This window comes from Fusibacter tunisiensis (assembly GCF_016908355.1).
GTDB lineage: Bacteria > Bacillota > Clostridia > Peptostreptococcales > Acidaminobacteraceae > Fusibacter_D > Fusibacter_D tunisiensis.
Window position 1 is genome coordinate 160,117 of the sequence record NZ_JAFBDT010000001.1, and the last position, 15,316, is coordinate 175,432.

Consider the following 15,316-nt stretch of genomic DNA (forward strand, 5'->3'; position numbering starts at 1 on the left):
TTATTATATCACACAGAACGTGATAAATCCCAGTTCGCCGCCGTACCAGACAAACTGGGATTAAAAGTTTCTTATAAATTATCAAATGCTGAGGCCAACATAAGTTTAATCCGATTAAGTTGATTGACTTCGCTAGCCCCAGGATCATAGTCAATTGCAACAATATTGGATTTTGGATACTCTGTTTTAAGTTCTTTTATCATGCCCTTACCTGTTATATGATTCGGCAGACACGCAAAAGGTTGCATACAGACAATATTATCAACGCCTGTATGAATCAGTTCAATCATTTCAGCAGTCAAGAACCACCCTTCTCCAGTTTGATTACAAAGAGATAAATGTGGGCTTGCGAGATCCCCTAGATCTTTAATATGCTTTGGTGAATCGAAACGCTTACTCTTTTTAAGTGCTTCAACCATAGGTTTTCTGTAATACTCTAGAAAAGCAATAACCGCTTCACTTGTCCATCGCCTTTTAAGTGATCCAGACAGATATTTATGCTTAATGACGCTGTTGTAGGCGGTATAGGCAAAAAAATCAATTAAGTCTGGCATTACAGCCTCAGCGCCTTCTTTTTCTAAAAGCTCAACGATGTTGTTGTTCGCAGTTGGATGAAACTTCACAAGAATTTCGCCAACAAGTCCAACTCTAGGTTTCTTTATGTCTTTAAGTGGGAGGTCATCAAAATCATTAACAATGGCCTTAACATTTTGAACAAAAACTTTTCTACCTGAAGTTTGAAGATCCGCTTTGCATTTTTCTACCCATTTTTCATAAAGGGCATTTGCACTACCTGGAATTGCTTCATAGGGTCGTGTTTTGTAAAGCACACGCATAAAAAGATCCCCATAGAGCATGCTTTGTATCAATTTTTCCAATAATGATTTGGACAACTTAAATCCTGGATTGTCTTCAAGTCCCAAAGCATTCAAGCTAATAACAGGGATGTGTGACATATTAGCACTTTTTAAAGCTTGTCGTATAAAGGCAATGTAATTGGTTGCTCTACAGCCACCTCCAGTTTGAGTGATGATAAGTGCCGTTTTATCAAGGTCATATTTGCCTGAATTTAAGGCTTTCATCATTTGCCCCACAACTAATATAGAAGGATAACACGCATCATTATTGACATACTTAAGCCCTTCATCAATGGAGCCTTTGTCTATTGAAGGTAAAACTTCCATATCATATCCTGCTGGTTTAACTGCAGCTTCAATAAACTGAAAATGTATAGGTGACATCTGCGGCACAAGTATTTTATAAGTTTTTCGCATTTCTTCTGTAAATTTAACGCGTTCTTCAAGCACTGGTAAAAGTTCACTTGAAACACATTTTTTATCACGTTCATTAATTGCTGCAAGTAAAGACCTTATTCGAATTCGAATGGCGCCTAAATTATTGATTTCATCAATTTTAATAAGGGTACTGAGTTTACCCGCGCGGTCTAAAATTTCCTTTGCTTGATCAGAGGTAACCGCATCGAGGCCGCAACCAAATGAGTTCAATTGTACGAATTCCAAATCCTTGTGCTGGGCGACAAATTTTGCAGCTGCATAAAGACGTGTGTGGTACATCCACTGGTCAACAACTCTTAAGGGACGATCAATATCTGCCAAATGCGCAATTGAATCTTCAGATAGAACACAAAAACCGTAGGATTCAATAAGTTCGGGAATACCATGATTAATTTCTGAGTCAATATGATAGGGTCTACCAGAAAGTACAATTCCTTTTTTGTTATTGTCCTTCATGTACGCTAGGGTCTCTTCTCCCTTTCGTCTAATGTCCTCTTTATACGCTTCTAAAGCCTTATAGCCAGCTTCAGTAGCAGCATCAATTTCTTTTTTTGACACTTTCCAATGCTTTAACGTTTCATACAACCTCTTTTTCATGCGTTCTGGATGATCCAGTGGCAAGAATGGATGTAGGTATTCTATGGAAGCCAATTTGATAGTATCAACATTTGCATGGATTGTTTCAGGATAGGATGTTACAACTGGACAATTATAATGATTATTTGCACCATCATCTTCTTTTATATTATATGGAATACTTGGATAAAAAATAGTATCCACATTGCGTTTTAACAATTCCTCAATATGACCATGTACAAGTTTTGCAGGATAGCAGACACTTTCAGATGGAATGGTTTCCATGCCCATTTCATATATTTTTTTTGAAGACCGTGCCGAAAGTTCTACGCGATAGCCCAATTGATGAAAAAATACAGCCCAAAATGGATAATCTTCATATATGTTTAAAACTCTTGGAATACCAATGACCCCTTTTGCTTCTTTTTTTGGTAAAGAGGGATAACTGAACACGCGTTTGAGTTTATAGTCATAAAGATTAGGGAGAGAGACTGTTTTTCTCTCAAGACCAGCGCCACGTTCACAACGATTTCCTGTAATGTATTGTCTACCATCTGAGAAGGTATTAACAGTTAAATGGCAATGGTTTCCGCAAAGATCACACCGTTTGGCAGATGTACTGGTTGAAAAATCATCAATAAAAGTTCGATCTATCATTGAACTTTTTTCTCCAAGTACATAACGCTCTCTTGAAATAATAGAACACCCATACGCGCCCATTAAGCCTGCAATATCAGGTCGGATAACCTCTTTTTCAGCGATTTGTTCCAAAGATCTTAACACAGCGTTGTTATAAAAAGTGCCCCCTTGTACAACAATTTTATCGCCTAAATCATCTTTTGAGCGCATGCGGATAACTTTAAACAAAGCATTTTTGATTACAGAGAGTGAGATTCCAGCTGCGATATCACCAACTGTTGCCCCTTCTTTTTGGGCTTGTTTCACTCTTGAATTCATAAAAACAGTACAACGTGTTCCTAAATCCACTGGATTTACAGAAAAATACCCCTTTTCTGCGAAAGTCTGTACAGGAAGATTCACCGAGTTTGCAAAGGTTTCTATAAAAGAACCACATCCTGATGAACATGCCTCATTTAACATAATTGAGTCAATAATGCCATCATGGACTTTTAAGCTTTTCATGTCTTGGCCACCTATGTCGAGTATAAAATCAACACCTGGCAAAAAATGATCGGCAGCTTTATAATGTGCAACAGTTTCAATCTCACCATGATCTAAATTCAAAGCAGCTTTAATTAAATTTTCACCGTACCCTGTTACTGTGGCATAGCCTATATAAGTTTCAGAATTCATTTGTGCAAACATTTTTTTTAGAGCAAGAATTGTGGTTCGTAAAGGATCGCCCTCATTGGAACCGTAATGTTCAAATAAGAGTCGATTTTCCATGTCTGTTAAAGTAATTTTGGTCGTGGTCGAACCGGCATCAATTCCTAAAAAAACAGGACCCTGTGTTTCGCTCAGAATACCTCTTTCTACTTTATGTGCACTATGCCTCAAAACAAAGGCATCATAATCCTCTTGCGATTTAAATAGAGGTTCTACGCTATCTTCTGAATTTCGCGTTTCACAATAGATAGATGGAACTCTGTCATAAAGACATTTGGGTTCTAATTCTTCTTGATCTACAGAGGATAACGCCGCCCCAAGTGCAACAAAATACTGAGAATGCTCCAAGTTAACAATGTCTTTGTCCAACAAATTTAGGGTAACAACAAAACGTTTTTTAAGTTCAGGTAAAAAAGACAAAGGGCACCTAAAAAAGCCACTTTACCCCTTATAGGTTTACCAGCAGCAAGTCCACTGATGGTTTGATTTACAACTGCTTGAAATACTGAAGCTGCAATATCTGCCTTAGATGCACCTTCATTTAATAAAGGTTGAACATCAGTTTTGGCAAAAACACCACATCGAGACGCTATTGGGTAGATTTCCTTGTGGGATTGGGCCAATAGATTAAGCCCCAGAGCATCAGTTCGTAAAAGAGATGACATTTGATCAATAAAAGAGCCTGTACCACCGGCACAGGTACCGTTCATTCGTTGTTCTACTGTTGTTCCAAAGTACATGATTTTAGCGTCTTCTCCACCGAGTTCTATTGCAACATCTGTTTCTGGCGCGTATTTTTTGATTGCTTTTGTACAGGCAACTACTTCTTGAATAAAAGTAACACCTAAGCTTTCCGCAAGGCTTAACCCAGCAGATCCTGTAACCATAAATTTTAATTTGGCATCACCGAGAACAGATTTTACTTCCTCAAGCAACTGTGTCACAGTATTTTTAATATCTGAAAAATGACGTCTGTAATCTTTAAAAATAATATTTTCTTGTTCATCTAAAACAATCATCTTAACTGTCGTAGAGCCTACGTCTAGTCCTACATTTAGTTTTACTGCATTCATAAAGCGTTACCTCGATTTTTTAAACTATAATCTATTATAATCCTTTTTTAAAAAAATAGAAGAAATTTAATCATAAATTTACATTTAAAAAGCTGCAACAAGAAGGCTACAGCAATATTTTTTCAATACGGTGTGCTAGAACTGAAAGTGCGTTCTGAGAAGGATCTACTTCGTTTGGAAGGTTTATGAAATCCAGCGCAATACTTGTTTCTGATAAATTTCGACTTAAAAGAAAATCATCACAAAGTTTTCGATAATATGAAGATATACTTTCTTTAAGTTGCAAATTTTTTCTAGGCAAGATCACAATGATGCCATTTGCCCCTTGTGTCAGAAGGACATCATCTGTGCCTACACTCTCTTTGACCTCATTTAATAGGGTTTTTAGAATTGCCATATCCCTTATGTTTACACCTTCATTGCCGGATTCAGTTTTATGGTAGATAATCATAAGGCCAATAAGAACTTCATATTCTTCACGAATGGCCTTACGAATCGCGGAATAAATCATCTGGTCAACCAATTGAGGGGAAACTTCCGGTAATGATTTTGATTTTTCAATTGCACATATATGCCCTAATAATTTTGATTTTAGATACGCTTCATCATAAGGTTTTAAAATATAATCTACAGCCCCCACTTTAATGCCTTGAACAAAAGATTGACGTGTGTTCAAACTGGTTACAATAACAACCAAAACATTTTCATTGATTTCTCTAAACTTTTGAATTAAATCAAATCCATTTTCAGGACCCAATTTGACATCAATTAGAACCATATCTATTTCATAACTTGGATTTGTAAGGCGATTGATGCCTTCATTAAATGTTGTAGCCGAATGAATTTCAATCTGTTGAGGTTCTAAAAGTTTTCGAATACGATATGAGGTTGTGGCATTGACATCAACGACAAGTATATTGGTCATCCTAAACTCCTATCTTATTTTCTGCTTTTTTTATTTTTTATATCATTACTTTGAAATCCTTCATAGCCTTGGAAGGCCAGTCTTTTTTCCACATCTTCTTCTATTAATGTCTTCAATAAAACCAAAACTGGAACGCCCATAAACATGCCAACAATTCCAAAAGTGGCCCCTCCTACTGTAACAGCTACAATTATCCAAAATGCACTCACACCAACTGAATCGCCAAGTATAAAAGGCCCAATAACCAGACTATCTAGCTGTTGAATTGCCAATATACAGATTAAAATCCAAACCACATCAATTGGTGATGATGGATTTGCAATTAGTGTTATAACAGCTGCTGGGACGGCACCTATAAATGGACCAAAATAAGGGATCATATTGGTAAGTCCAATTATAAGTGCAATCAAAAGCGCATATTCAAAATTAAAAATTGTAAAGACTAAATAAGCCAAAACACCGATTATTGTTGAGTCTAGTAATTTTCCTAAGAAAAAAGCTTTAAATATTTTGTTGGCCATGCGAGACGCATAAAGAACTTGATTTGCGGTTTGATCACTCAAATAAGCAAAAAGTGTTCTTTTAATTCGAGCAAGTAAATCTCGTTTTTCGCCCAGCATATAAATTGAAATTGCAAATGAGATCACAAGAGAAATAAGTCCAGACGTAATTTTTTGAACTTCATTCACAACGATCAAGACAGCCGTCCCAGTTGCGTTTGTAAGTTTTTGAATTAAGGGCGTTACAGTATCTACAATTGCCTGTTGAATTTCATTCAAATAAAAATTGTCAAAATCCAATTGACTCAGGGCATTGATATCGAATTCAAAATTTCCAATCGCCTTAATTAACGAAGAAACTGCGCCAACCACTCTTGGAACAATAAAAAGCCCAATGGTTGTTAATATGAGAAGAAACAATAAAATCGAAATTAAAATCGATAAAGATCTCGGCACTTTCATTTTCAACTCAAAAAATCGGACGACATAATCTAAAATATATGCAATGATAAAGGCTGTAAGAACTGGTGATATACCTTTTGAAACAAACCCCATTATATCTGTGTTTAAAACCACATATGCAATTATAGCGATTATAAAAATTAATTTAATAAAAGGAGCAAGTTTAATTTCTTTTAAATTCATAGGTGACCTCTTTCATGCGTATATACTCATATTATACATGATTCTATCAGAATAAAAAACTAAAAAAAGAGTTTACATAATTACATTATGTAAACTCTAACCTTCTAGTAGGTGTCGTTATTTGATTTTTCACCTTTTACAATGGATACGGATGAAGACGCACCAATTCGTGTTGCACCTGCTGCAATCATTTTTTCAGCAGTTTCACGATCTCTAACGGCACCAGACGCTTTTACTTCAAGAGCATCACCAACGACAGATTTCATGAGTTTTACATCAGCCTCAGTAGCACCACCTGTGCTGAAACCAGTAGAAGTTTTGACGAACTGAGCACCTGCCTCTTTTGATAATTCACAAGCTTTGATTTTTTCTGTTTCAGTAAGTAAACAAGTTTCAATAATAACTTTCAAAAGTGCTTTTCCAGCAATAGCATCGACCACTGCCTTGATGTCATTGAGAACATAGTCATATTTACCGTCTTTTAGTGCAGAAACATTAATAACCATGTCAATTTCATTTGCACCATCTTGAATTGCCTTCTTTGCTTCAAGTGCTTTGATTTCTGATGTGCTGGCACCTAGAGGAAAGCCAATAACTGAAGTGACTTTAACTTCAGTCCCCTTTAGCTGGTCAGCTACAAGTGAGACAAAGTATGGATTTACACAGACTGAAAAGAAATTATGCGCTTTAGCTTCAGTGCACACTTTGATAACATCAGCTTCCTGTGTATCCGGTTTGAGGATCGTATGATCAATATATTTTCCAAGGTTCATATAGAACACCTCCTTTTTCATTAAATCATATAAGATAAGTCTATTACCGTCAAATCAAAAACTATTTTTTTATGAATATTATACAATCAATCCATATAAACAACAGGCTTTAACGTTGCAATATAAGGCAGATTTCTATACCGTTCAGCATAATCAATTCCATAGCCAACAATAAATTCATCGGGGATTTTAAAACCAATATATTTAACATCCAATGGTGCAATTCGGCGCTCTGGTTTATCTAATAATGTGCAAATTTCAATGGTTTTAGGGCTTCTTGATTTGAAATTTTCGATTAAATATTTCAGTGTTAATCCTGTGTCTATAATATCTTCAACAATTAAAACATGACGGTCTTCAATGCTGTAATCTAAATCTTTGAGTATTTTGACGACGCCTGAACTTTCTGTGGAATGACCATAACTTGAAGCGGCAATAAAATCAATTTGAACTGGCAATGTTATTTTTCGCATCAAATCACACATAAAAACATTAGCCCCTTTTAAAACACCGATAATTAAAAGGTCATGTCCTTTATAGTCATCATTAATTTTCTCTGCCAATTCTCTTACACGGTTTTCAATATCTGCTTCACTAAACAAAACATCTTTAACGTCTTTTTTCATTCTGATCTCCTTATTTTTTGTGCTTCAATCTACGTCTATATGATATCACAAAAATCAGAGGATAAACACGTAATCTTTATTACCAAATGAAAGAAGATCCCCATTTTGAAGTTTGGATTTTTTAGAAATTATCTTCTGATTTAACATGAGTTTATTATTTTTAGATTTACGGCTGATCCAAAACTGTTGGTGAATAAATTTTATTTCTGCATGCATGCTCTCAATACCATCTGATAAAATTTGAATGTCATTTTTTTCAGAGCTTCCAATTGATGTGTTTTGTGAACGTATCGTGTAAACGGTATAAGGCGAAACTTTTGAAATTAAACAAGCTGAAGTATTAGGTGGTATCATCATCCTACTTTTTTTTATGAATACAGGAAAATGTTTTGGCCTCTTTGCTTCATATATTTTTTTCAAAGAATCATAAAAACAGTCTAAATGATAAGTGGATAAAGTAAGTGCGTTCTCCCCTATAAATTGCTTTTGCTTTGCACTTAAGTTTGATTCACTAATGAGGTGTCGCATACATGTGAGTTCGTCTATAATCGTCTTGTTTGCTTTAAAACCGTATGTGAAATAAAAACGATGGAGATTTTTTTCATAAAATATCATCTCTAAATTAAAATGAAGCGATTCTGTATTTAATAAATGGAATTGCATTTGCCTTTTGACCTCATAAAGTGCGTCCAAAAAATCCATTATAAAATTAATCTGAATTCTATTTGATTGGGTATAATCAAATATCGAAACGCAGGCATCTTGAGAAAAATACTCAACACAAATATGGTCGACAGTTGTTTTGCTTATTGAATGTGGCGTTAATAGATTCGGTATTTGAGCATATTTGAGCATATTTATTTCTGTCTTATTGGTATGTTGGGCTTCAACTTGATGATAAATCATGGCTGTTTAAATAGGGTGTCAATTTGATTGTTAGATTTAATGCCTTCAGTAATACTGGTAAAAAAATCTGTTGCGAAAGTTTTAAATAAAAATGCCAAACCAATTAGAACAGCAATGATAATTACAATTTCAATTGTCCCCATCCCTTTTTCTGATTTAATAAATGTCTTCATAAATGCTTTCATAATGACTCCTTTAAAATATTAATAATATGGGTGATATAACAACAACGATAACGCTTATAAGGGATAACATTAATATAAAAGTTAGTCCAACAGAGACTTGTTCAGATTTTTTTTTGAAATTGGCTGTTTTCTCTGTCCAAAGATTTGCGTACATTTTTTCTAGAGCTTGTTCCAAATGGTCACTTCCTGTTTTATGGGCTTGATTGACCAATCGAGTGAGTCGCCACACATGCTCGTTGTTTAGTGTATTGGCATAAAAGTTTAGTCCTTTGATGGCACTTTGATGCCGCAACGCTTGCTGATTGAGTTCATGTGCTGATTTTATTGTTTTGATGGATAACATGAGGGCATCTTCAAGAATCATACCACCGTTAATATTCATGAGCAGAAGTTGTAGGAAGTCAATAAATTCTTTTTCGAAATCTGATTTTGGATGCTTTTTAACATGCCATTGAATTAACTTTGAATCAATCCAGTGGTTGTATTTTTCAAGTTGCTTCATTTTTAGGACTCCAATTTGATTTTAACAATATAGTCAGATATAAGTTTCATTAGGATTAAAAGCACAAATGCAAAAGTCATAATGCCTCTTCCTTGCAGGGTTGTATAAAGTATCTCTAAATATTCGGATGCACTTGTTCTAATGAAAGCAATTATTGCAAGTGGTGCCATACACAGTATGGCTTGCTCCATTTTCTTTTGAAAAAGAATAAGTTCAACTTCTTGGTAAGTCTCTTTTTTTAAATATAAGATGTCTAACGTTTTATTTACAATATAAGCTGATTGTACATTTGAAGTGATTGCCGTTCCCATTAAATTTGTAAATATTTTTGCTTCTTCAATGGGGTATGCGGTTTCAATTTCTTTCATGAGTGAACCGGTTGTTCCATTTACGTTCATGATTCTGTGAAGCGCATGCATAATTTCAGCTAACTGTCGAGATTGATCTTTAGAGGCATTGAAATTTATAATGCTATTTTTAAAGGTTAATCCAACAGATAAGTGTGCATTAATGTGATTTAGAAATTCTATAAAACCACTAAAATTTTTGTAATACAAATCTGATTGGTAAGCTTTTTTATAGTAAATCAGTAAACCGATGGGAATCAACACAAGTACACCTAATAAGAGACTGTCAAAAAAAAGATAACTTCCAAACCCATAAAAAATTGCATCTATAATCACATTTTTATAATTTGTATTTTTAAATTTCATGCTGAATCAGCTTCTCCTTATGAATGAGTCGATCTGTTAACCTTGTGTTTGTATCTCCGGATTTGTAGAGTGTATTTAAATCATAATCATCTTTGTGCTTTTTTAGTTCACATATTTCTGAAATTTGTCTTGCGCCATTTGAAGTACGAGAAACAAAAACGAGTAAATCAATTGCGGAAATGATTTGCCGTCTCAATAGCAAATGGTTGACGTCACTGTGTGTACTTGCTATAACTTCAAGACGCGTGAGCATATCATAAGCAGAATTGCTATGGCCTGTTGAAATGGAGCCATCATGTCCTGTATTCATAGCCTGTAGCATGTCAATCACTTCACTCCCCCGCACCTCGCCAACTATAATTCGATCAGGTCGCATTCTGAGTGCATTCTTTATAAGTGTGGACATGGTGATTGGCGTTGTGATGTTTGCATGTGTTCTGGTTTCAAGGCTGATGCTGTTTGAAATATGTGGGGTTTTTATTTCTGATGCATCTTCAATGATGACAATTCGCTCATTTTCAGAGATGTATGATGTCAAACAATTAAGAAGTGTTGTTTTACCACTCCCCGTACCACCACAAATAAAAAGATTGTATTTGGATTCGATGCACTTTTGTAAAAAAGAGCCAACAAAATCTGGAAACATACCAATGTGAATCAACTCATGTGGTTCATTAAAGAGTTGGTTAAACTTTCGTATGGTAATGATTGGTCCATTTAGCGCAATTGGATTTAGGATGACGTTCACACGTGACCCATCTTTTAATCTCGCATCCATAATTGGCGTGTTTATATTGACTTCCCGGCCAACTTCAGTTGCAATTTTTTGAATAAGTTGATCTAAGTGATTTTGTGAACTAAATTGGATTTCAGTCTGTTTAATTTGTCCATTTTCTTCGATGAAAATTGAATCCAGACCATTAATCATTATTTCCGAAATATTTTCTTGATTTAAAAGTGGCTGAATAATGTCATATTTCAGAATTGAATTGGTTAAATTTTCTTCAAGCAGAATCTTTTCTTCTGAATTAAAGTCTTGTCTTCTATCGACAGCAGTCCGAATTGCTTTTTCAACAGATTTTGAGTCAAAATGAGTCATATTGCTTAAAATTTCTGATTTAATTTTTTCAATAACTTCGTTCGTAAATAAGGCCATTTTTTTGAAGTCTCCTGTTGGATTAAAGTGTGGTTTTGATAGGTTTCAATTTTAAGTGTTGGATAAATTTGACTTAAAGCTAAGGTTGTTTCATTCATATAGGTTACTGTGTTGGATAAAATAAGTTTATTTGCTTTTTCAAGGAGTAATGCGTCCCCATTTCCCTTTATTGAATCTAGATAAATCAATGTGTTTGAAGCATGTTTTAAAAGATTTATAAAATCATTTAAAATTGTTTCAGGCGGTTTTAAAAAATCCATAAACGTATTCATAGGCGCAAACCACCCTTTAATGGTGGTGCTTGTTGATAAAAGAAGTGTTAATGCTTTGAGATTCGTTTCTGACTCAGGCATATAACGCATGTCTATGATAAGTGGAAAATCATGCGTTCTCAAGAAACTCTCAAGCGCAGCCTCCTGTCCTAAAAACACAACCACTTGATTTGTTTTTATAAAGATGCGATTGATAATCCCTTGTATAGATTGGTATTTAAAAATCATGTGTGTTTCCAATGGATCGGGTTCGATTTCAGTTAGATAATAAATGTGTTTGAGCGTCTTTGTATTAATTTCTGGACCACAATCCTGTTCAATTAGAAGGCGATCATCTGGATTAAAAACAATGGTTTGATTTTTATTGAGATAACGGACAGTATAGCCCTCTTTAATTGCAGCTTCATAAAGTTTGAAGCAGTATTCAGAAGCGTAAATATAGTTCACAAAACCTCCTAAAATATGGATATAATTAAATTATATACCAAATTATGGAAAAATCAAGACATAAAAAATGACATACGTGAATTCGTATGCCATTTCATGTTATTTTTTTCGACCATAAGGAAATTTTTTCTTAAAAATTTTCTCATTACGTTTCCAGAGTAAAGCGCCATATATTGCGCCAAATGCTGCGAAAAACAAAAGCGTAAAGAGCATTTGTCCCCAATTTACAAGGTTCATATCTCCTGTTATTTTTCCGAAAATTAGAATTAAAACCCAATAAACTGCAAAAGTACTTACGCCCCATGTGAAAATTCCAAAACGGATAATAAAATGCCGTTTACCTCGGTCTCTTTTAATTTGCCAGTTGTTAAAAATATCTGTTTCGTATTCTTTTTGACGTTCTGATTTTTTACGCATATAACCGCCTAAACTGGATGTGTTTTTTCGTCAAGATCTACGAGATCACTATCTATTTTATATTTTTCTGCCTGTCTAAATTTAAAATAATCCATAGCAACGCTTGGAAACAGCACATAAGAAAGAACATCTTCTGCTTCTTCAATGTACTCTTTAATTTTTTCTTTTTCAATAGCCAATTGAGGTTTAATCAAATCTGCAGGACGACACGTAATGACTTCTTGATCCCCAATTATTTTTTTTATGATTTCTGGACTGATATCAACTGTCGGTTTACCATACATCCCTTTAACGTATTCTTTGATTTCTTTTGGAACCATTTTATAGCGTTCCCCCATGACTACATTTAAAACAGCCTGTGTTCCAACCATTTGACTTGTAGGCGTTACAAGTGGCGGATAGCCAAGATCCTTTCTGACGCGAGGAACTTCTTTCAGAACCTCTTCATATTTATCAAGCGCGTTTTGTGCTTTGAGTTGTGACACCAAATTAGAAAGCATGCCACCAGGGACTTGATAAACAAGTGTGTTAATGTCCACGCCAAGTACTTTAGGGTCCATTAGACCAGAATCAATTGCTTCTTTTCGGATTGGTGCAAAATATTCTGTAATTTTATCCAAGGCATCTAATGTCAACCCAGTGTCATATTCTGTTCCTTGTAACGCTGCTACCATAGGCTCTGTAGGTGGTTGTGATGTGCCAAGAGCAAATGGTGAAATCGCTGTGTCGAGAATATTAACACCAGCTTCTACAGCTTTTAAATAGGCCATGCTGGCCAAACCACTTGTATAGTGTGAATGCAATTCAAGTGGAATAGTCGTACTTGATTTAATGGCTTTAACAAGTTTTTCTGTCTCGTATGGCGTTAAAAGGCCAGACATGTCTTTGATACAAATTGAATCTGCACCCATAGATTCCATGTTTTTAGCAAGGTCTACATAAGTTTCAATTGTATGGACAGGACTTATTGTGTAAGAAATTGCCGCTTGTGCGTGACCGCCTTCTTTTTTTGTTGTGACAAGGGCTTTTTCAATGTTTCTAAGATCGTTAAGGGCATCAAAAATTCTTATAATATCTATACCATTGGCAATTGAGCGTTTCACAAATTCTTCTACAACATCATCTGCATAATGCTTATAGCCAAGTATGTTTTGACCTCTTAAAAGCATTTGTAGTTTTGTGTTTTTTACATTTTTTCGAATAAGTCTTAAACGTTCCCACGGATTTTCATTTAAATATCGGAGAGAAGCATCAAAAGTTGCGCCACCCCAACATTCAAGCGCATGATACCCTACTGCATCCAACGATTCTAAAATTGGAATCATCTGTTTGGTTGTCAGTCGTGTGGCAATCATGGATTGATGTGCATCACGTAAAATCGTTTCGGTTATTTTAATCTTAGGCATTGTATTCCTCCTATATATGTTTGGTTGCTCACCAAAAGTTTAACATTCATTAAAATTTCTGTACAGTTTTTTTAAAAAGTGATAGTATAAAAGTAACTTATTTTATTAGATTTTTCATAACTTTACTTTATTTTGAATAGGAGTTGTATGAATGGATGCGACGGATTTTAAAATATTAAAAATCCTTCAAAACAATGGCAGAATTTCCATGAAGGAATTGGGACAACGTGTTAATTTAACATCACCTGCAGTGTCTGAGCGCGTTAAAAGATTGGAAGAAAATGGTGTTATTGAAGGGTATTCTGCAGTTATCAATCCTAAAAAAATTGGACTATATGTAGAAGCAATGGTGCATGTTGGCATGAAAGTGAGTTCACATGCAAAGTTCAAGAAGTTTGCAATTGAAGAACCTTCAATTATTGAGTGTCATCATGTGACCGGTGAAGATTGTATGACTGTAAAAGTTGTCTGTAGCAATACACATGAACTTGAAGCTTTATTGGATAAGATACAAGCAATTGGCAGTACCAAAACATCCATAATTTTATCAAGTCCTTTGAAACGAAAAGCAATTCTCCCCTTCTCTCAAGAAAGCTAAAAAAAAAGCCTCTAGAAAACTAGAGGTTATAGGGGGGAAATATTAGGTTTACACCTGAACAATAATCTTTCAGGTGTATTTTTTATACCCATATATCCAGATTTCAACCAAGTTTATATTAAAATTACAAGTCGTATCGGAAGCCTGTAAATGGATATTTAACTTGATCGCCATAGCGTGCTTTTAGTTTGAAATAGCCATCTATTCCCGTGCAATGATTTGGATAGAATTTTTTAAGACCAAATAAGGACAATTCGTCAATGTGTCCATCCAGTTCGTTTAGTAGAGAGCCCGTAAAATGCATTCCACCTGAAAGGGTGTCGAGTTTCCCATTGGTGCTGGCTTCATAAGCTGTTTTTAGGATGTTTAAAATACCTTTGTGAGAACAGCCAGTAAACACATGGGTGGATTGATTGGTTTCAACCATCATAAATAACTCGTCTGCAAAAGAATCATGTATAAATTGATGATTCGTTTTCTCATAAAAACGATTTTGTTCAACCAAATTGTTTGTATACGTCTGAATATTTGGCATGAGTATAACACCAGGGTAAATTTCTACATTTGAATCAACAAATACAAATGGGTTGTCATAAGATTCAATGGGTTGACTCAGTGAAAATCCAATAAACTTTTTAACACCTTCTCTTAGACTAAATTTTTCATCCATTGCCTTACGCTTTAAATAAATTGTTGCATGCGTATTTACTTTTAAAAATGATTCTAACCCCCCACAGTGATCATAATGTCCGTGACTTAAAACAACAGCATCTACTTCAGAGAGATCCTCTTCAAGAAAACTTGCATTTTGAAGAATTGCACCAGTCTGACCCGTATCAAACAAAATTTTCTTGCCATTAATTTTAATTAAAAATGAGAGACCATGCTCCCCCACAAGTCCTTGACCATAAACAACATTGTCAATAAGTGTTAATACTTCCATATACCCACATC

At 34.9% G+C, this 15,316-nt stretch carries 14 protein-coding genes and 1 pseudogene; 1 reads left to right on the top strand and 14 read right to left on the bottom strand.

The features are described from left to right. Window positions 1-71: 71 nt before the first annotated feature. From JOC49_RS00825 to JOC49_RS00885, 13 genes and pseudogenes are all read right to left on the bottom strand, one after another. Window positions 72-4,291, bottom strand: a pseudogene (locus JOC49_RS00825) (acyl-CoA dehydratase activase-related protein). A 106-nt stretch (window positions 4,292-4,397) separates the two neighbouring features. Then, the gene (locus tag JOC49_RS00830; RefSeq protein WP_204661211.1) at window positions 4,398-5,216 is read right to left on the bottom strand and encodes a response regulator; all 819 of its coding nucleotides are present in this window, start codon (window positions 5,214-5,216) and stop codon (window positions 4,398-4,400) included. A gap of 14 nt (window positions 5,217-5,230) precedes the next feature. Then, window positions 5,231-6,361, bottom strand: a complete 1,131-nt coding sequence (locus JOC49_RS00835) for an AI-2E family transporter (RefSeq protein WP_204661213.1) — start codon at window positions 6,359-6,361, stop codon at window positions 5,231-5,233. Window positions 6,362-6,465: 104 nt separating this feature from the next. Then, window positions 6,466-7,134 (bottom strand): deoxyribose-phosphate aldolase, encoded by a 669-nt coding sequence (gene deoC / locus JOC49_RS00840; protein WP_204661215.1) that lies wholly within the window; start codon window positions 7,132-7,134, stop codon window positions 6,466-6,468. 86 nt (window positions 7,135-7,220) lie between these two features. Continuing rightward, a complete protein-coding gene (gene hpt, locus JOC49_RS00845) occupies window positions 7,221-7,760 on the bottom strand; it encodes a hypoxanthine phosphoribosyltransferase (protein ID WP_204661217.1) in 540 nt (179 codons plus the stop codon). 54 nt (window positions 7,761-7,814) lie between these two features. Further along, window positions 7,815-8,666 carry an FHA domain-containing protein gene (locus JOC49_RS00850; protein ID WP_204661219.1) on the bottom strand — a complete coding sequence of 284 codons (852 nt, stop codon included), beginning with the start codon at window positions 8,664-8,666 and terminating at the stop codon, window positions 7,815-7,817. Continuing rightward, window positions 8,663-8,851, bottom strand: a complete 189-nt coding sequence (locus JOC49_RS00855) for a Flp1 family type IVb pilin (protein ID WP_204661221.1) — start codon at window positions 8,849-8,851, stop codon at window positions 8,663-8,665. Before JOC49_RS00855 ends, JOC49_RS00850 begins: the two co-directional genes overlap by 4 nt. Window positions 8,852-8,861: 10 nt before the next feature. Next, window positions 8,862-9,353: a hypothetical protein gene (locus tag JOC49_RS00860; RefSeq protein WP_204661222.1), complete on the bottom strand. Its 492-nt coding sequence runs from the start codon at window positions 9,351-9,353 to the stop codon at window positions 8,862-8,864. Window positions 9,354-9,355: 2 nt separating this feature from the next. Next, window positions 9,356-10,066: a type II secretion system F family protein gene (locus JOC49_RS00865; RefSeq protein WP_204661224.1), complete on the bottom strand. Its 711-nt coding sequence runs from the start codon at window positions 10,064-10,066 to the stop codon at window positions 9,356-9,358. After that, complete coding sequence (locus tag JOC49_RS00870; RefSeq protein ID WP_204661227.1) at window positions 10,056-11,222, bottom strand: CpaF family protein; 1,167 nt, start codon at window positions 11,220-11,222, stop codon at window positions 10,056-10,058. Before JOC49_RS00870 ends, JOC49_RS00865 begins: the two co-directional genes overlap by 11 nt. Next, window positions 11,171-11,941, bottom strand: a complete 771-nt coding sequence (locus JOC49_RS00875; protein ID WP_204661229.1) for a hypothetical protein — start codon at window positions 11,939-11,941, stop codon at window positions 11,171-11,173. Before JOC49_RS00875 ends, JOC49_RS00870 begins: the two co-directional genes overlap by 52 nt. 99 nt (window positions 11,942-12,040) lie before the next feature. Next, complete coding sequence (locus tag JOC49_RS00880) at window positions 12,041-12,358, bottom strand: hypothetical protein (RefSeq protein ID WP_204661231.1); 318 nt, start codon at window positions 12,356-12,358, stop codon at window positions 12,041-12,043. 8 nt (window positions 12,359-12,366) lie between these two features. Next, window positions 12,367-13,764 (bottom strand): oxaloacetate decarboxylase subunit alpha, encoded by a 1,398-nt coding sequence (locus JOC49_RS00885; RefSeq protein WP_204661232.1) that lies wholly within the window; start codon window positions 13,762-13,764, stop codon window positions 12,367-12,369. A 151-nt stretch (window positions 13,765-13,915) separates the two neighbouring features. On the opposite strand from JOC49_RS00885, the gene JOC49_RS00890 reads away from it, so the two are divergent. Then, the gene (locus tag JOC49_RS00890; protein WP_204661234.1) at window positions 13,916-14,362 is read left to right on the top strand and encodes an Lrp/AsnC family transcriptional regulator; all 447 of its coding nucleotides are present in this window, start codon (window positions 13,916-13,918) and stop codon (window positions 14,360-14,362) included. Window positions 14,363-14,486: 124 nt separating this feature from the next. Here JOC49_RS00890 and JOC49_RS00895 read toward each other — a convergent pair whose 3' ends face one another. After that, complete coding sequence (locus JOC49_RS00895; protein WP_204661236.1) at window positions 14,487-15,305, bottom strand: MBL fold metallo-hydrolase; 819 nt, start codon at window positions 15,303-15,305, stop codon at window positions 14,487-14,489. Window positions 15,306-15,316 lie beyond the last annotated feature (11 nt).